This is a genomic window from Rhodococcus sp. Leaf225 (genome assembly GCF_001426145.1).
GTDB lineage: Bacteria > Actinomycetota > Actinomycetes > Mycobacteriales > Mycobacteriaceae > Rhodococcoides.
Genome location: NZ_LMRN01000021.1, coordinates 379,552 through 397,073, shown reverse-complemented (window position 1 = coordinate 397,073; position 17,522 = coordinate 379,552). Strand labels below are relative to the sequence as shown.

Here is a 17,522-nt window from a genome sequence, read left to right as displayed (position 1 = left end):
CGCGGCGTGTGACGACTGTGACGGATGAGGACTAGCGCGGGGCGTCCGCGGACGCCGCCTCGACCGGCACCGACGCCACGCGATGCGCCCGCAGACGCCGCACGGAGTCGACCGTGAAGATCGCCAGCGCGCACCAGATGAGTGCGAAACCGATCCACCGCGACGCGGGCATGTCCTCGTTCAGCACCAGCACTCCCCACGCGAGCTGCAGGCCCGGTGTCAGGTACTGCAGCAGACCGAGGGTGACCAACGGCAGCTTCTGCGCGGCGACCCCGAACAGCAGCAGCGGCAGTGCGGTGACGGGCCCGGCGAGGACGAGCAGCAGGGCGTGCGGCACCCCGAGCGAGAGGGCGCTCGCTCCCCCGGTGACGCCCAGCACCACCAGGTAACCGATCGCGATCGGCGCCCCCACGAGCCCCTCCGCGGTCAGCGACGTGGTGGGTTCGAGCCGGACCACCTTCTTCATGACGCCGTACAGCGCGAACGAGAAGGCCAGGGTGAGGGCGATGACGGGAGGCCGTCCGTAGTCGGCGGTGAGCACGACCACCGCGACGAAGGCCAGCGCGAGGGCCGCGATCTGCGCACGGCCCAACCGCTCCCGGAACACCACGACGCCGAGCAGGACACTGACGAGCGGATTGACGAAGTATCCGAGGGCTGCCTCGACCACACGGTCCTGCGAGACCGCGAAGATGTAGACGCCCCAGTTGATCGAGATGAACGCCGACGACAACGCCACCACACCCCACGTGCGCGCCGGGAGACCGCGCAGCGTGGACAGTCGTCCCAACACCGCCAGGACGACGAGCATGAGCACCAACGTCCACACGATGCGGTGCGCGAGGACCTCGACGGGTCCGGCGAAGGACAGCACGCCGAAGAAGGCTGGGAACAGTCCCCACAGTCCGTACGCACCGACACCGCTGGCCATGCCGACGCTGGAGGACGACCGGGGAGCTCCACCGCGCCGGGAGCCGAGAGAGGACGTGAGACTGCGCACGCGCTCACGCTATCCCCGACCGGTGCACAATCGACGAGGTGGCACACAGGAAGAAGGCGCCTAGCGGCGAGGCCGAGGCTCGGGCGGACAAGACCTGCGCCGTCTGCGGTCGACGGATCGAGTGGCGCAAGAAGTGGGAACGCGACTGGGACTCGGTGAAGTACTGCAGCGACGCGTGCCGACGCACCGGCTCCGCGGGAGCCGACGACGGTCTCGAGGACGCGATCCGGCGGCTGCTCGACAGTCGCGCCCGCGATTCGTCGATCTGCCCCTCCGACGTGGCTCGCGCCGTGGCGCCGGACGACTGGCGCCCCCTGATGGAACCCGTCCGCCGCGCCGCCCGCCGCCTCGTCGCCGCGGGCGAGGCGGAGATCACGCAGGGCGGGAACGTGGTCGACCCGTCGACGGCGAAGGGCCCCATCCGCATTCGGCGACCCCGCTGACCCGGAGTCGACTCAGGCGCGTGCGGACCGTACCCGCCGCACCGCGTCGTCGACGGACCCGCGATGCACTCCCCCGTGTCCGGGAATCAGGACGTCGGCGTCCAGGCCGACGAAGGCGTCGAGCGCGTCGAACTCCCGCGGCCGGTCGTGCGCGAACAGGGGCGGCAGCATCTGCGGTCCGGTCCGAACGCTCAGAGCGTGTCCGGTGACCAGAGCGTCACCGGACAGAACGGCCCCCGCACCCGGCACGTGATACCCGGTGTGACCGGACGTGTGACCCGAACTGTCGAGCGGCACCGGCCCGCCCGGCAGGTCCAGCGGCCCACCCGGCACGGATCCGACGACCGAGTCGAACCCCTCGGCGTCGGCGACGGCGCCCGATTCGGTTCCGCCCGCGCGAGCGATGCGCACCGTCCATGCGAGCGCACCGCGCCGCCAGACGTTACGCGCCACGTCGAGCGGCGATGCCTGTTCGAGATACTCACGTCGGGCATGCCGAGCCTCGGTGTCCGAGGTGAGCACCGGCGTGCCGTAGGTCGAGGCGAAGTGGCCGGCGCCGCCGATGTGGTCGATGTGCGCGTGTGTCAGCAGGATCGCCCGCACGTCCTCCGGACGCCGACCGACACGACGGAGCGATTCGACGACCGCACCGACGTACCGCGGATATCCCGAGTCGACCAGCGTCACGTCCTCGCCGTCGACCAACAGTGTCCAATTGACGTCCGGCCCGAACGCGACGTGCACGCCGTCGGCGACGGTCGTGACTTCGAGTGTGCTCACGACTGCCGAGTATGGACGGTCGGGAGCCCCGGGGGAAGACCGACGAGTCTGCTGACGCGACACGCCGATGACACGACCGAGCGGAGCCGGGTGTGTCATGACGTTGGTCACCGACGACGCGAAAAGCACGAGGCGACAGCCGCTCCCGCTGCTCGGGCCTCGTGTCGTGCACTACGCTGGTTCGACGTGATCGACGATCGAAATCTCGGCTCCGGCGCCTCCTCCACGATGACCACCACCTCACCCCACGACACCGCTGCGGACGACACCCCCGTCACCCGGCGGTGGAGTCCCGGCGGCTGCGTGTGGTGCGGCAGCCGGACCGACATCGAGATCTACCGGGACGAGCCCCGGTGCGGTGAGTGCCGTGAACACGAGAACACGATCGACGCGGCGCGTCGCTTCATCGGCATGTACGGCCTGCGTCCCCTGGGCGGCGCGGTGACGTCCGACGACGACGAGGAGCTCGAGCACCGCACCGCGGCTCGCAGTGCGCGTGCCGCTCTCGACCGGGTCCGCCTGCCGAAGCGTCCCGCGGCCGCCGACGTCCGGAAGGCCTCGGGCCGCGCCGGTGCGTCCGCCGCCGTCCGCACCACTCCGTCCCGCTCGGCGTCCTCCGCTCCGTCGGGTGCCGTCAGCACGGTGGACGTCGCCGTGCTCGCCGATCGCGTGACCGGTCTGCTCGAGCAGCTCACCGCCATCGAGGCCGGCATCGCCGACGCCGAGGCGTCGTCGGGTCTGCCCGCGCGTGCCCGGCTCAGCGACCTGCAACGTCAGCGCGCCACCGTCATGTCGACACTGGCCGCGCTGGAGAAGGCCCGCCGCGGCAGCGCGGGCTGACCGACACGCTCGATCAGGCCGGCTGAACCTCACGCAGCGCACCGGTCGCCGCGTCGAACACGAAGCCACGCAACGACGTCGTCCGCGAGACAGACGGACTGAGCTCGATGCGCCGGAGCTGTTGCCGCAAGCATCGCGACAGGAACACTCGCGCTCGGGTCTCCAGACTGCTCGCGGTGCGACGGTGCGAACAGGGTTGGGCTCGAGGTGATCCGAGTGACTCGGGTCAGCCGATCTCGACGGCGCGGCGCACCGCGTCGGTCGGTGGCGACTGCACCGCGGGCGCGGAGCCGCGGAGCACGTCCAGCACGGCCTTGGGACGCGCGAGCATCTCGCGTACGAACTGCCGCAGCAGCGAGCGCCGGGAGCAGTCACAGGGAGCGACGACACCGCCGGCATCGATCCCCGCAGCTCGGCACAGGGCCACCGCACGTGCGGCATGGGTGTCCTGACTGACGATCAGGGCCGTCGACACTCCGTACGTCGTCACGGCGCGTCGACACGTGTCGTGGGTCGTCAGACCGTACGGGTCGGCCACGATGCGGTCGGGATCGACGCCGCGGCGCACCAGGTAGCGCGTCATCACCTCCACCTCGTCACCCGACGTGCCGGCGGCGTTGCCCGACAACAGAAGTGCGCGCACGGTACCGCGCCGCACCAGATCGAGTGCCGCGTCGAGACGACCGGCGAGAAACGACGACGGTTCGCCCTCCTGGACCCGAGCGCCCAGCACGATGGCGACGGGAGCGCGCGGCGCGGTGTCCGCCGTGTACAGCCGACCGTGGGACGAGGCGGCGACCCACGCCGCCGATCCGAGCACGACGACGAGCACCGCGGCGGCGGACCCGCCGACGGCACGGATCAGATGTCGGCGCCCCACACGTCTCATGTCCCCAGTCCATCATGTGAGGGTTCCGTGAAGATCGGCGCCGCGATCCTGACCACGGAGACCCGGCTCGGTAGCGTCGAGGCATGCCCACCAGCACCCGCGTCCGCCGTACCGTCGCCGGCGTCGTCGCCCTCGCGGTGGTCGCCGTCGCGGCGGTGCTGTGGACCGCGCCCGAGCGGTGGTACCCGTGGGACACCGCCGACTTCCCCGCGGCCGACGCGTCCCTGTCCCCTGCGCAGCAGCGTGTGCTCGAGGTGGTGGAGCGTGAGTATCGCGATCCCCGTCCCGCCACGTTCTACTCCGAGGGCGTCGACGAGGCCTGGTGCGCCGACTTCGTCAGTCACGTGATGCGCCAGGCCGGACAGCCGTTCACCAATCCGCATTCGGGTGGGTTGCGCATTCCCGGTGTCTACACGTTGACGGAGTACTACCAGGAACAGGGCCGTTTCGCGCCGGTCGGCGACCACTCCCCCGCGGTCGGCGACGTCGTCCTGTACGAGTCGGGTGGGCCCGTCGGGGATCTGCTCGTCGGGCAGCACACGAACATCGTGGTCGCGGTGGACGGGGACACGGTCACGACCGTCGGCGGCAACGAGATGGGCGGGATCCGCATTCACGATCTGGACTGGGCGGACGACTCGGCGGTGCTCGGCTTCGGCCTGCTCGGGTCCTGAGGTCAGGAGGCGGGAACCGGGCCGTCGTCGGGCTGCACCGCGTCGCCGTCGCGTTCGGGATACAGCGGTGCCACCGCGAACCGGCCGTAGACCGCGTCCCCCGGCAATGCCTCGACCGCGCGGATGCCGTCCAGGCCCGCGAGCGCGGCGAGTTCCGGAACACTCGCACGTACCAGAACTCCTGCGGCGCAGTCACAGTCGGCCTGCAGGCGTGCGCGCACCACCGTCGCGATCGCGTTCCCGCGCTGGTCGCGTCCGGGCGGAACGAGGCCGGCGGCGAGACGGACGGACGACGCGAGCACGGAGTCGGTGTCCGGCACCGGGACCACCACGAGCGGGGTCTGCACGCGGTCGATCGGCACGTGCGCATAGACGACCGAGACCCTGATTCCGTCGACGGTGGGCGCGATCTCGTCGGCACGCATCGACCGGGTGAAGGACACCAGCGCCCACCGATCTCCGTCGCCGGAGGGCGGGTCCACCCGGGCCACGTACTGCGCGGCGGTCTCGTCGTTGTCGGGACCGAGGGCATCGGTGCGAACCGACGAACCACGGACCGGGTTGAGGACACCGAGCACGAGCACCGCGACGATCAACGCGACGACCGACGCCGCGGACACGGCGCGCACGCGTCTCAGCCCGCTCTCAACACGTCCAGTGCGTGCTGCAGATCCGCCGGGTACGGGCTCGAGAACTCCACGTAGCGGCCGTCACCGGGATGAGTGAACCCGAGTGCGCGGGCGTGCAGCCACTGGCGTTCGAGGCCGAGCCGTTCGGCCAGGCGCGGATCGGCACCGTAGGTCAGATCACCGCAGCACGGATGCCGCAGCGCCGAGAAGTGCACCCGGATCTGGTGAGTGCGCCCGGTCTCGAGGTGCACGTCCAGCAGGCTCGCGGCCTGGAACGCCTCGACCGTGTCGTAGTGGGTGATGCTGGGCTTGCCGTCGGCCGTGACGGCGAACTTCCAGTCGTTGCTGCGGTGTCGTCCGATGGGCGCATCGACGGTTCCGCTGCTCGGGTCCGGATGTCCCTGCACCAGAGCGTGATAGCGCTTGTCGATCGTGCGCTCCTTGAACGCGCGCTTGAGCACGGTGTACGCATGCTCCGACGTCGCCACCACCATCACGCCGGACGTCCCGACGTCGAGACGGTGCACGATGCCCTGACGCTCGTGGACCCCGGACGTCGAGATGCGGAATCCAGCGGCCGCGAGACCACCGATCACCGTCGGTCCCGTCCAGCCCACGCTCGCGTGCGCGGCCACTCCGACCGGCTTGTCCACGACGACGATGTGGTCGTCCGAGTACAGGATCTCCATGCCCGGCACCGGCTGTGCCTCGATGGTCAACGGACGCGCGGGCTCGGGCAGTTCCACCTCGAGCCACGTGCCGCCGCCGAGACGGTCGGACTTCGCCACAGTGGAACCGTCGACCTGGACGGCGCCCTCCTCGGCGAGGGTCGCGACGACGGTCCGCGACAACCCCAGCAGCCGAGCCAGTCCCGCATCCACGCGCATGCCGTCGAGCCCGTCCGGAACGGGCATCGACCGTGTCTCCCTCACGCCTTCTTCTCCGACTCCGTCGCCGCTGCGCTCTCGGTCACCGCGGGGTCGTCACCCTTGTCGTCGGCACGGCGAGTCCCGTCCGGCTCGATCCCGAACAGCGTGATGATCACCAGCAGGACGGCCCCGCAGACGATGGAGGAATCGGCGACGTTGAAGACCGGCCACCAGCCGATGGACACGAAGTCCACGACGTGACCCTGCAGCGGGCCGGGCGAGCGGAAGAATCGGTCGATCAGATTGCCGAGCGCGCCGCCCAGCACCAGGCCGAGGCCCACGGCCCACCAGCCGGAGCGAAGAGTGCGTCCGATGCGGATCACACCCACCACGACGGCGACGGCCACCAGCGTCAACAGCCAGGTCATGCCCGTGGCCATCGAGAACGCCGCGCCCGCGTTGCGCACCATGCGGAGGGTGACGGTGTCACCGATGATCTCGATCGGTCGACCGGGCTCGATGACGGCGACCGCGACGATCTTCGTGAGCAGGTCCAGGGCGAGCACGACCGCCGCGACAGCGAACAGCCGTCGGGTACGTCGGGCCAGGGGTCGGTCCGGATTCTCCAGGTCGGTCACCCCACCATTGTCCACTACCTGCCCTCACCGCTCACCGGCCGCTCAGGATCCGACGCTAACCTCGGGCGCGTGACACTGCTCTCGACACGACCCCGCCGACGCTCCACCACCCTCGTCGCCGCGGCAGCGGTCACCGTCGTCCTCTCGCTCGGGGCGTGCGGGACCGACACCGACGTACCCGCGACCGAGGAGCTGACCCCCAGCACGTCCGCGGTCACCCTCCCGGTCTCCGCCGTCACCACCACTCTGGTCGATGCCGGAGCCGAGCCGCGGACCGTCGTCACCGCGACCCCGTCGGAAGCAGAGCAGACCGCGACCCTCGTGGCCGAGTCGACCATCAGCCAGCAGATCGACGCTGCCGAGGCGCAGGACTTCTCGACCCCGCCGCTGACGCTGCCGATGACGGCGACCTCACGCTCGGCGGCCGGGTCCGACGGACTCCAGGTCGACATGACACTCGGTGCGGCCACCACGTCGGACGCCACCCTGCAGGCGAGCCTCGGGCCCACCGCGGGATCGTCCGCAGGCTTCGCGACCACGCCGTCGGGTGCCGTCACCGCACTCACCATCGATCCGTCGCCGGACGCCCGGGACATCGCTCGATCAGCCGTCGAGCAGGCGCTGTCCCAGGCGGTGTACCGCGCCGTCCCGTTCCCGGCAGAGCCCATCGGCGTCGGCGCGAGATGGACCGTCACCCAGGAGGTCGTCAGCGGGATCTCGCTGCTGCAGACGACGACGGCGACACTCACCTCGTTCGACGACGGCGTCGCGACGGTCGACGTCGCCGTGACCCAGTCGCCGGAGGAACCGATCTGGCAGCTGCCCGACGAGCAGGGCACCCTGAACATCGAGTCGTTCGTGATGACCGGCCAGGGGCAGTTGCGGATCGATCCGTCCAAGCCGCTTCCCCTGGGCGGCACGGTCGCCGTCGGCGGCGACCAGGTCTACCGGGACGCCAACAGCCAGACGACGCTGAAGCAGACCACCAGCAACACGGTGACGTGGAGTTGAGACGACTGGGCGCGGTCACGGCAGCGCTCGCGGTGGTGCTCGTCGGATGCGGCACCGATCGGGACGTCGGCGACACTCCGAGCGAGGCCACGCCCGAGGCGCCCACCGTCGGGCTCCCCACCTTCACTCCGGTCCCTCCGCCGTCGGCCACCGGCACCGGCCCGATCACCGACAACGCTCTGCTCGCCGGTCGGCTCCTGAGCATCGCCGACCTCCCACCCGGCTACACCGGCTACGACCTGCCTCCGCTCGACCCCAGCGCTCCGGGCGCGACGGCCGAGGACCGGTCGAGCACCGACCCCGCCGAGTGCGCCGCGGTGCTGGCGCCCATCGCCACCCAGGTGCCCGGCGTCATCAGCGCCGCATCCGTCTCCTACGGCGGACCCGACTTCTCGTCGATCGACCAGGACGCCGCGAGCTACGACGGTCCCGGCGCCCTCACCGCATTCGCGGCCGTGCAGGACTCGCTCACACGATGCGCGACCTTCAGCGGCACGGACGCCGACGGTGTGCGGGTGGACTACCGCGTCGGCTCCTCGACCCTGCTCACCGACGTCGCCCCGATCGGCGACGCCTCCGTGGCGGTGCGACTCGCGGTGAGCAGCGACGGCGTGTCCCTGACGACGGACGCGATCCTCACCGTCTCCGGATCCACCCTGAGCCAACTGGTGGCCACCGGGACCGAGCCCGTCGACCCCGACCTGGTGCGGACGCTCGCGCGCACCGCCGCCGACCGGCTGCGCTGAGACACGACGACGCCGGCACCACCCGAAGGTGATGCCGGCGTCGTGTGGTCGGTACTGCGGTGTCAGGCGGTGCAGGCAGGCGAGGTCAGCTGCGCCAGCGACACGATCGCGCAAGCGTTGTCCTTCGACAGCTTCCACTCCCCGTCCTCGGCCACGTAGGCGACCTGGAGCGGGTTGACCTGGCCACCGAGATCGATGGTGGCGTTGGAGCTGAGCGTGCCGTCGCCCAGATCGGTCACGTCGAGGACCTGAATCTTCGCGTTGTTCACGCGAGCGGCCTCGGCGACCTTGTTGATGAGCTCAGGATCAGCTTCCGCGCCCTGCACGTACTGGACCTTCTGCTCGAGCGGCACGTTCGGATCGAGGCTCTCCTGCAGGCGCGTGTTCAGCTCCTCGGCGGTGGGAACCGGGGGGAGATCGGACGGTGCCTCGGCAACTGCGCTGGAGGTGGTGGCTGCCGACGTGGTGGCGTCGGTGGTGCCGCCGTCCTCGCCGCTGCTGCACGCCGTCATCGTCAGGGCGGCGGCGACTGCCATGCCTGCCACCAGTGCGCGTCCGGTACGGGGAAGCTTCACGTGTACGTCCTTACATCTCGTGAGTTGACTCGGTATCGAGCGTCGGGCCAGACCTTACCGACCAGTTCTGAGGAAACGGTAAAGCTCGTCGCGCTCTCGAGAGGGGTCACAGGGTGGGCGGCGTCGGCCGGCGCGGTGGCCGGCGCGGTGGCCGCCGCGCGCACCGCACGGGGTAGCGCGCACTCTGCATCCTGCGCAGAACACCGCGCGCTGCGCACGGGGCGAACCCCTGGCCGGGTGGAGGATGCCGGGTTCGACGCCGAACCTGCATGCACCGCGCACATTCAGTCCACCGAGCTCCGATCAGTCGAACAATGAGCGATTCAGCTGATTCGGGAGGCTGCGAATGTCGCACCCTGACCCGCGCTGCCATTGCTCGCGTAGGTGAGATGCGCAAAGGAATTGAATCCGCCGATCTGGCACACCGGGTCTCCGAAGTTGCAGAAACTGCGGGCGCGCGGGCCGTAGGTTCCGCTCGCCGACTCGATGGTCCTCCCGGTCAGACCGAACGGGTTGCCGAACACGACGACGGCCTTGACCCTGTCGGCGACGCCGGCGGGCAGCACGGAACCGGTGAGACTGCTCGGGGTGCGCAGACCCACGGCATTGGTGACCACAGTGGCACCCTGTGAGTACCCACCGATGATGAATTGCGTTGCAGGACATGCTGCTGCGACGGAGGTGATGTGCGCGACCAGATCACGCGAGCCGGGCCCGGCGCTGGCCTGCGAGAAGTCGGCAGCGTAGTTCACGGCGTAGGTGCTGACGGACCGTCCGGCGAGCGTGGAGGTGACACTGCTGGTGAAAGGTCCACCGGTGATGCCGAGTCCGGGCAGTTCACCGGTCCCGCGTGCGAACGAGACGTCGACGTCCGTACACGGCGCCGCGGTGGCCACAGCGCTGGGAACGACCAGGGCCGCAGCGGCGACAGACGCCGCTGCACACACCCGAGCGAGAAGTCTGACATTCATGACGAGCCTTTCCCCGAAGGTCAGTGGACTCGGTCACAGTAACGGACGGAAATGTCGGGTGACAGTACTTGTTCGCACACATCACAATTGCACGAACGCATTTCCCGCATGTCACCGGAAACGCCGAAGACACGGAAGGAACGAGCGCCGGAAGACCGTCACGACGAGCAGTTCGGACGCCGAAACCTCCTCGTGTCGTCCCGGGCGTCGACAGATGCTGCCGACACACCGCTCAGACGCCGAGAACGGCTCGGGCCTGGAGGGCCACCGTGCGATCCGCCGCGAACGCCGCCGCCCGCAGCACGGCCGACGCCGCGGGCGCGTCGATCCGGTGACGACCGGCCAGGACACCGATGGCCTCGTCGATCAGGTCGCACTCACCGCCCGGATCCGCCGGTACGCCTGCCAGGCCGGAGGTGACCAGTTCGTCGCCCAGCACATCGGCGAGTCTGCCCACCGCCGCGACGGTCCTCTCGTCGGGTGTGCCGAGGGGACCGCGTCCGTGGCACTGCAGGGTGCCGACCCGGCTGCTCGCTCCGACCGCGACGGTCCGGACCCATCGCACCCCCGACTCGATGAGACAGTCGACCAGCAGGGGCCATCGCACGCGATCCGCCGCCGAGTCGACCGACACACTGTGCATCCGACCGTCCGCCATCGTCTCCGCGTGCGGTCCCTCGCCCAGGAGGTACTGCAGATCCGCCAGCTGCACGGCATCGTGGGCGGTCGGGTACAGCACGCGCCTGCTGTCCGGGGCGTGCGCGGAGGTGAGTACTGCGGTCGCTCCGTCCGCGTGCAGGAGATCTGCACAGACGGCGACCCACTCGGCTCCGCGCAGACCCGCGAGCGGGTGCCGCTGATCGCTCACCATGGGAGCGAGGCTCGCAGCGTGAACTCGGTGCCGGGCACGGGCACTCCTCGTCGTACGGGTGCGGCGACAGACGCCGCAGTCACGCGTATTCGGCGGTGCGCGCCCCGCGGATGGGTCACAGGACTCGATCGGTGAGCCTCAGGCCAGACTCTCCATCGGATCCGCCACCGCGAGGTGCTCGTCGTCTCCGGAGAAGGTCCGCGCCACCCCGGGGCCCGTGCTCCGCGTCTCGAACCGCACGGTCACCACGTCGTGCCCTGCGCCCTGCACCCACCCGTGGCCGTACTCGTCGTGTCGGACGTCGAGCCCCGGCCGCCAGAGCAGGACGTCGCTCGTGACGACCGGCGCGGGCTCGGCCGCGGTGACCGAGGAGTCGACGTCGAGGCCCTCCTGGTCGAGTTCGGGGAACAGCGACTCCTGCCGGACCGTCGACAGCCCGGCGAGGCCCACGCCCACGAGTCGGATACTGCCGAGCTCGCGCGGATCGAGAGCCTGCCGCTGCGCGGTGGCCACGATCGTCGCCAGATCGACCGTCGCGTACGGCAGTGTGGCCGAACGGGTCACGATGCTCATGTCGGACTTGCGGAGCTTGAGGACGACGGTGCGGGCCGCCCGCCCGTCCTTCGTCAATCGGGTGTGGGCGGCCTCCGCGCTGGCGACGATGGCGGATCGCAACCCGGCCATGTCGACGATGTCGGTGGCGAAGGTGGTCTCGGCACTGACCTGTTTGGACTCGGCGCGTTCCGCCACGGGTCGATCGTCGAGACCACGTGCGAGACGGTGCAGGCTGGGGCCGACGGCGGAACCGAGTACGGACGCGGCCTCCGCCTCCGGCATCGCGGCGAACGCACCGACCGTGTGCACTCCCAGTCGGCGGAGCTTGTCCTCGGCCACCGGCCCGATGCCCCACAACTTCCGCACCGGCAGAGTCTCGAGGAGGGCGGCCTGGTCCGCCGGAGAGACCACCCGGATGCCGTCCGGCTTCGCGAGACCCGAGCCGATCTTCGCGATCTGCTTGCCCGCTCCTGCTCCGATGGAGGCGACGAGCCCGGACGCGTCCAGGACTGACGCACGCAGCGCGGCGCAGAACTCCTCCACCTCGGCGACGGTCGCTCCCGCCAACTCCGCGGGCTCACCGAACGCCTCGTCGAGCGAGAGCTGTTCGATCACCGGCACGACGCGCCGCACGGTGTCGAAGACGACGGTGGAGAGAGCCGAGTAGACCTTGCCGCGGGGCGGCACCACCACCGCACCGGATCCGACGAGTCGTCGAGCCTGGTGCATCGGCATCGCCGACCGGGCACCGAACACGCGTGCCTCGTAGCTGCATCCCGCCACGACGCCTCGACCACCGCCACCGCCGACGAGCACGGGTCGGCCCCGCAGCGTCGGCCGGGTGAGCTGCTCGACCGACGCGAAGAACGCGTCCATGTCGAGATGCAACACCCAGCGTCTGCTGCGCTCGGCCGACCCGCCGCTCACACCGTCAGGCCTTCACCAGCGATGCCCGCACTCCGTCGCCGAGATCGACTGCTGCCGAACCCGGATCGCCGACCTGCAGATCGGTGGCCAGGATCTCGCCGGCGATGAGATCGCGGTGCGTGTCGAACCAGGACCGGCGCTCGGCGGGAACGTCGACCGTCACCGCGATGCGGTCGGACACGTCCAGACCCGCGGAGCGTCGGGCGTCCTGGAACTCGCGGATGCGATCCTTGGCCCACCCCTCGGCCTCGAGCTCCTCGGTGACCTCCGAGTCGAGCACGACCAGCCCGGCATTGCCCGGGAGCGCCGCCGTCGACTCCGGTTCCGCCGCGACCAGGCGCCGGGTGAACTCCTCGGGCAGCAGCTCGAGACCTGCCGCCGTGACGACGCCGTCGGTCTCGCTCCACTCCCCTGCCTTGACCGCCTTGATGACCGCCTGCACCTGCTTGCCCAGACGCGGACCGGCCACGCGGGCGTTGACGACGAGCTCGAAACGGCCGTGCACGTCGACGTTCTCGGTGAGATCGACACGCTTGACGTTCACCTCGTCGGCGATGAGGTCCGCGAACGGGCGCAGCCGCTCGGCGTCGTCGGCGGCGACGGTGAGCTCCTGCAGCGGCAGGCGGACGCGCAGGTTCTTCGCCTTGCGCAGCGACAGTGCCGCGCCGCAGACGGTGCGGACCTCGTCCATCGCCGCGACCAGCTCGGGATCGGCCGGCAACTCGGTACCGACCACCGGCCAGTCCGCGAGATGCACGGAGCGCCCACCGGTGAGTCCCCGCCAGACGACCTCGCTGACGAGCGGGAGCATCGGGGCCGCGACGCGGGTGAGCACCTCGAGCACCGTGTGCAGAGTGTCGATCGCGTCGGCGTCCTCGTTCCAGAAGCGCTGACGCGAGCGCCGCACATACCAGTTGGTCAGCGCGTCGCAGAACTGACGCAACTCGTCGCACGCCCCCGCGATGTCGACCGCCTCCAACGCCTCGGTGATGACGCGCGTGGTCTCGGCCAACTTGGCCAGGATGTAGCGATCGAGCACGTTGGTGGAATCGGTCCGCCACGTCCCCGGCTTCGACGCGTACAGCTGCAGGAAACTCCACGCGTTCCACATCGGAAGCAGCGCCTGGCGCACACCCTCACGGATGCCCTGCTCGGTGACGATCAGGTTGCCGCCCCGCAGGATCGGGGACGACATGAGGAACCACCGCATGGCATCGGAGCCGTCGCGGTCGAACACCTCGTTGACGTCCGGGTAGTTGCCCTTGGACTTGCTCATCTTGAGCCCGTCCTCGCCCAGCACGATGCCGTGTGCGGCGACCGTCCGGAAGGCGGGCCGGTCGAACAGCGCCGTCGCCAGGACGTGGAGGGTGTAGAACCACCCACGCGTCTGACCGTTGTACTCCACGATGAAGTCGCCCGGGTTGTGCGTGGAGAACCACTCGGCGTTCTCGAACGGGTAGTGCACCTGGGCGAAGGGCATCGATCCCGACTCGAACCAGCAGTCCAACACCTCGGGGACCCGGCGCATGACGGACTTGCCCGTGGGGTCGTCCGGGTTGGGACGTGTCAGCTCGTCGATGAAGGGCCGGTGCAGATCGGTCGGACGGACGCCGAAGTCGGCCTCGATCTGGTCGAGGCTGCCGTACACGTCGGTACGCGGGTAGGCGGGATCGTCGGACACCCACACCGGAATGGGACTGCCCCAATACCGGTTCCGGCTGATGTTCCAGTCGCGGGCACCTTCGAGCCATTTGCCGAACTGGCCGTCGCGGATGTGCTCGGGAACCCACGTGATGTCCTGGTTCAGCTCGACCATCCGGTCGCGGAAGCTGGTCACGGAGACGAACCACGACGGCACCGCCATGTAGATCAGCGGCTGACCCGAACGCCAGCTGTGCGGGTACGAGTGCTCGATCGTCTCGTGCCGCACCAGCTTTCCCGATGCCTTGAGGTCCTTGATGATCACCGGGTTGGCATCGAAGATCATCAGACCCTCGTACGGCGGCACCATCGCGGTGAACTTGCCGCCGGCGTCGAGGGGCTGCACGACCTCGATGCCGTTGGCCGTGGCGACGTCCATGTCCTCCTCACCGAAAGCCGGTGCGAGGTGGACGATTCCGGTACCGGAGTCGGTGGTCACGTAGTCGGCCGACAGCACACGGTGACTGTTCTCGTGACCGAGGAAGAAATCGAACGGCGGCGCGTAGGCGAGACCGATCAGATCGGCACCGGTGTGTTCGGACACCACCACGGGCTCGTCGCCGAACTCACGGGCGTAGTGCGACACCCGATCTCGGGCGAGCACGACACGGCCGCCCGCGCCGTCCTCGATCTGCACGTAGTCGATGTCGGGGCGTACGGCCATCGCCAGGTTGGACGGCACGGTCCACGGGGTGGTGGTCCAGATCAGTGCGTCCGCACCGTCGAGCGGGGAGCCGGGCGCGCTCAACGTCATCCGCACCGTGACCGCTGGGTCCTGACGCATCTTGTAGGCGTCGTCGAGCCTGGTCTCCTGGTTCGACAGCGGCGTCTGCTCGTACCAGCTGTAGGGCAGCACGCGGAAGCCCTGGTACACCAGGCCCTTGTCGTGCAGTTCCTTGAACGCCCACATGACCGACTCCATGAAGTCCAGGTCGAGCGTCTTGTAGTCGTTGTCGAAGTCCACCCACCGCGCCTGGCGCGTGACATAGTCGCGCCACTCGCCGGTGTACCGCAGAACGGACTGCTTGCAGTACGCGTTGAACTCCGCCAGACCCATCGTGTCGATCTGGCTCTTGTCGGTGATGCCAAGCTGCTTCTCCGCCTCGAGCTCGGCGGGGAGACCGTGACAGTCCCAGCCGAACCGTCGCTCCACCTTGCGCCCGCGCATGGTCTGGAAACGCGGGATCAGGTCCTTCACGTAGCCGGTGAGGAGATGGCCGTAGTGCGGGAGGCCGTTGGCGAAGGGCGGCCCGTCGTAGAAGACGAACTCATCCGCGTCGGCACGCGCGTCGACGCTGGCTCGGAATGTGCCGTCCGCGTCCCAGTGCGCGAGGACCTGCTGCTCGAGAGCCGGGAAATCGGGACTGCCGGACTCCGAGGCGTAGCGGACGCGGGGGTACCCGGCGTCGGGTGTCGAGGTGTCGTCGGTGGTGGTCATGGCTGCGGTGCTCCTGTGCCCGTTCGATGCGGCACGGGGACGACGACCGGCACTCTGCGCCGGAAGCCGCGGTACCACCCCGCTTGGCCGCCGAGGCGACCCACTCTCCGATCGAGCTGTGACGGGCTCGACCCGTCCGGTTCTACTGAGCACCGACCCGTGCGGGCCGAGACCGTTCTTCCGGACAGCTCCCCGGTGATGGCCGGATCATCGCTGGACCTACCTGTACTTCGAGCGTGAGGCAGTCTACCGCCGCCGGCCCGCGAGGGCACCGGCGAGCAGCAGGACCGCACCCACGAGACACACCGCGATGCAGGCCCAGGCCCACACCACGGATCCCGTGACGAGCGAGACGACGAGTAACGCGAACCCGACGCCCGCCAGAACCAGCGTCAGAACAAGCACGCACTCATCCGTTCACCCTCGATCCCCCCGCTGGTTCCCCCCGGAACAGCCTCGACGAGGACGGATCAGTTGTTGCCCTTGGCGTACGACTGTCCGAAGTTCGACGACTGGCCGTTGTCCTTGCTGAACGGATCCTGACCACTGTCGACCGGCAGTGCGGACGAACGCTGGTCGAGTTCCTGCAGCTGCGACTCGAGGTAGGACTTGAGGCGGACCCGGTACTCGCGCTCGAACGTCTTGAGGCGCTCGATGCGCTCCTCGAGGACCGAACGCTGCTGGTTGATGGTCGCCATGATCTCGGTGTGCTTGCGCTCGGCATCGCTCTCGAGCGCGTCGGCCTTCTCCTTGGCCTGGCGCAGCTGTGTCTCCGAGCGCGTCTGTGCGTCGGACAGCAGCGCGTCGGCCTTCTGGCGAGCCTCGGAGACGAGGGACTCGGCGCGGCTCTGCGCCTCGCTGACCAGACGGTCCGAGTTGGCGCGAGCGCTCCCGAGCAGCTGCTCGGACTCGGTCTTCGCGTCACCGGTGAGGCGATCGGCCATCTCCTGGGCGAGACCCAGGATCTTCGCAGCCTGCATGTTCGAATCGCCGGCGGACGACGCCGCGGCGGGGGCAGGAGCCGGTGCCGGAGCGGCCTGGACGACCGGTGCCGGCTTGGTGGGCTCCGGACGCGGTGCCGGTGCGGGGGTGGGAGCAGGCGCGGGGGCAGGGGTGCTCTGACGCGACGCTGCCGAGCTCTTGGCCTCGGCGAGATCCTGATCGAGCTCTCCGACCCGCTGACGCAGGTCGGCGTTCTCCTCGATCAGGCGCGACAGCTCCTGTTCGACGAGATCGAGAAATGCATCGACCTCGTCCTCGTTGTATCCGCGCTTACCGATGGGCGGCTTGCTGAACGCGACGTTGTGCACATCGGCGGGAGTCAGCGGCATGGAAGGGTCCCTTCACGCGTCTCGAGAGCGGTGGAGCATCGACAAGCGATGTACGCGAGCATTCGTTCGATCAACAGTGGCTTGGCACCCGGCTGCCGTAGTGGGGGCAACCAGGACATTCAGTTATATCGCACAAAGAGCGATGGTCACTCATCGTGCACCTTCGAGCAACATTCTGTCACACGGGACACTGTCGCCGTCGACGGAACTCACCGTCAGCCGACGCCCTGCACCACGCGCATCAGGATGAAGACGATGAAGAGCAGCACCATGATGGACAGGTCGAGCCGGACACCGCCCAGATTCAGTGGCGGGATGATGCGCCGCAGCAGTTTGACCGGCGGATCGGTGACCGTGAAGATCGCTTCGAGTACGACCACGACCACACCCGTCGGACGCCAGTCACGTGCGAACGAACGGATGAACTCGACGATGATCCGGCCGATGAGCAACAGCCAGAAGACGAAGAGGATGAAGTACAGGACCGCGAACACTCAGCTCACCGTCCTGCGAGACGCAGGAGAGACCGACACCGACACAACTTTCTGATCACGCACGACACCACAATGCCATCTCGCGACACGGGGAGGCCATCTCGCGACACGGGGAGGCCATCTCGCGACACGGGGAGGCC

Annotated in this window: 19 protein-coding genes and 2 pseudogenes; 6 read left to right on the top strand and 15 right to left on the bottom strand. The window is 69.3% G+C overall.

Features of this window, described 5'->3' with window-relative positions:
- Positions 1-31: 31 nt before the first annotated feature.
- Positions 32-931 (bottom strand): EamA family transporter RarD, encoded by a 900-nt coding sequence (gene rarD, locus ASG69_RS16980; protein ID WP_056446237.1) that lies wholly within the window; start codon positions 929-931, stop codon positions 32-34.
- A 107-nt stretch (positions 932-1,038) separates the two neighbouring features.
- On the opposite strand from rarD, the pseudogene ASG69_RS23290 reads away from it, so the two are divergent.
- A pseudogene (locus ASG69_RS23290) lies at positions 1,039-1,173 on the top strand (DUF2256 domain-containing protein); the annotation flags it as partial.
- Entirely contained in the window at positions 1,156-1,443 is a 288-nt protein-coding gene (locus tag ASG69_RS23125) for a DUF3253 domain-containing protein (protein WP_268788590.1), read from the top strand. The pseudogene ASG69_RS23290 and the gene ASG69_RS23125, both read left to right, overlap by 18 nt.
- Positions 1,444-1,455: 12 nt before the next feature.
- Here the strand turns inward: ASG69_RS23125 and ASG69_RS16970 are convergent, their stop codons facing one another.
- On the bottom strand, positions 1,456-2,223 hold the full coding sequence (locus ASG69_RS16970; protein ID WP_027505869.1) for an MBL fold metallo-hydrolase: 768 nt from the start codon (positions 2,221-2,223) through the stop codon (positions 1,456-1,458).
- A gap of 186 nt (positions 2,224-2,409) precedes the next feature.
- Between ASG69_RS16970 and ASG69_RS16965 the strand changes: the two genes are divergently transcribed.
- Positions 2,410-3,063 (top strand): hypothetical protein, encoded by a 654-nt coding sequence (locus tag ASG69_RS16965; RefSeq protein WP_321163717.1) that lies wholly within the window; start codon positions 2,410-2,412, stop codon positions 3,061-3,063.
- A 13-nt stretch (positions 3,064-3,076) separates the two neighbouring features.
- Here ASG69_RS16965 and ASG69_RS23120 read toward each other — a convergent pair.
- Positions 3,077-3,193, bottom strand: a pseudogene (locus ASG69_RS23120) (carbonic anhydrase); the annotation flags it as partial.
- A gap of 96 nt (positions 3,194-3,289) precedes the next feature.
- Complete coding sequence (locus ASG69_RS16960; RefSeq protein ID WP_414891731.1) at positions 3,290-3,943, bottom strand: SanA/YdcF family protein; 654 nt, start codon at positions 3,941-3,943, stop codon at positions 3,290-3,292.
- A 92-nt stretch (positions 3,944-4,035) separates the two neighbouring features.
- On the opposite strand from ASG69_RS16960, the gene ASG69_RS16955 reads away from it, so the two are divergent.
- Positions 4,036-4,626 (top strand): CHAP domain-containing protein, encoded by a 591-nt coding sequence (locus ASG69_RS16955; RefSeq protein ID WP_056445548.1) that lies wholly within the window; start codon positions 4,036-4,038, stop codon positions 4,624-4,626.
- Between the two features lie 2 nt (positions 4,627-4,628).
- Here ASG69_RS16955 and ASG69_RS16950 read toward each other — a convergent pair whose 3' ends face one another.
- From ASG69_RS16950 to lspA, 3 genes are read right to left on the bottom strand one after another with little or no spacing between them, the layout of a single operon-like run.
- Complete coding sequence (locus ASG69_RS16950; RefSeq protein WP_082544517.1) at positions 4,629-5,255, bottom strand: hypothetical protein; 627 nt, start codon at positions 5,253-5,255, stop codon at positions 4,629-4,631.
- A 5-nt stretch (positions 5,256-5,260) separates the two neighbouring features.
- Complete coding sequence (locus ASG69_RS16945) at positions 5,261-6,187, bottom strand: RluA family pseudouridine synthase (RefSeq protein WP_027505865.1); 927 nt, start codon at positions 6,185-6,187, stop codon at positions 5,261-5,263.
- Complete coding sequence (lspA, locus tag ASG69_RS16940) at positions 6,184-6,762, bottom strand: signal peptidase II (RefSeq protein WP_235578982.1); 579 nt, start codon at positions 6,760-6,762, stop codon at positions 6,184-6,186. The genes ASG69_RS16945 and lspA overlap by 4 nt, the downstream gene beginning before the upstream one ends.
- 69 nt (positions 6,763-6,831) lie before the next feature.
- Between lspA and ASG69_RS16935 the strand changes: the two genes are divergently transcribed.
- A complete protein-coding gene (locus tag ASG69_RS16935) occupies positions 6,832-7,773 on the top strand; it encodes a hypothetical protein (RefSeq protein ID WP_156380553.1) in 942 nt (313 codons plus the stop codon).
- The gene (locus tag ASG69_RS16930) at positions 7,764-8,519 is read left to right on the top strand and encodes a sensor domain-containing protein (protein WP_056445558.1); all 756 of its coding nucleotides are present in this window, start codon (positions 7,764-7,766) and stop codon (positions 8,517-8,519) included. Before ASG69_RS16935 ends, ASG69_RS16930 begins: the two co-directional genes overlap by 10 nt.
- A 62-nt stretch (positions 8,520-8,581) precedes the next feature.
- Here the strand turns inward: ASG69_RS16930 and ASG69_RS16925 are convergent, their stop codons facing one another.
- The 8 genes from ASG69_RS16925 to ASG69_RS16895 form a co-directional block, all read right to left on the bottom strand.
- Entirely contained in the window at positions 8,582-9,094 is a 513-nt protein-coding gene (locus ASG69_RS16925; RefSeq protein ID WP_027505863.1) for a hypothetical protein, read from the bottom strand.
- A gap of 323 nt (positions 9,095-9,417) precedes the next feature.
- Positions 9,418-10,065, bottom strand: a complete 648-nt coding sequence (locus ASG69_RS16920) for a cutinase family protein (protein WP_056445560.1) — start codon at positions 10,063-10,065, stop codon at positions 9,418-9,420.
- Positions 10,066-10,297: 232 nt separating this feature from the next.
- Positions 10,298-10,936 carry a hypothetical protein gene (locus ASG69_RS16915; protein ID WP_056445563.1) on the bottom strand — a complete coding sequence of 213 codons (639 nt, stop codon included), beginning with the start codon at positions 10,934-10,936 and terminating at the stop codon, positions 10,298-10,300.
- Between the two features lie 138 nt (positions 10,937-11,074).
- A complete protein-coding gene (locus ASG69_RS16910; RefSeq protein ID WP_082544558.1) occupies positions 11,075-12,367 on the bottom strand; it encodes a DNA polymerase IV in 1,293 nt (430 codons plus the stop codon).
- 55 nt (positions 12,368-12,422) lie between these two features.
- Positions 12,423-15,557: an isoleucine--tRNA ligase gene (ileS, locus tag ASG69_RS16905; protein WP_056445569.1), complete on the bottom strand. Its 3,135-nt coding sequence runs from the start codon at positions 15,555-15,557 to the stop codon at positions 12,423-12,425.
- Positions 15,558-15,803: 246 nt separating this feature from the next.
- Positions 15,804-15,962 (bottom strand): hypothetical protein, encoded by a 159-nt coding sequence (locus ASG69_RS22900; RefSeq protein ID WP_027505858.1) that lies wholly within the window; start codon positions 15,960-15,962, stop codon positions 15,804-15,806.
- A gap of 65 nt (positions 15,963-16,027) precedes the next feature.
- The gene (wag31, locus tag ASG69_RS16900) at positions 16,028-16,888 is read right to left on the bottom strand and encodes a DivIVA-like cell division protein Wag31 (RefSeq protein WP_056445573.1); all 861 of its coding nucleotides are present in this window, start codon (positions 16,886-16,888) and stop codon (positions 16,028-16,030) included.
- 215 nt (positions 16,889-17,103) lie between these two features.
- Entirely contained in the window at positions 17,104-17,382 is a 279-nt protein-coding gene (locus ASG69_RS16895) for a YggT family protein (protein WP_027505856.1), read from the bottom strand.
- Positions 17,383-17,522: the final 140 nt, after the last annotated feature.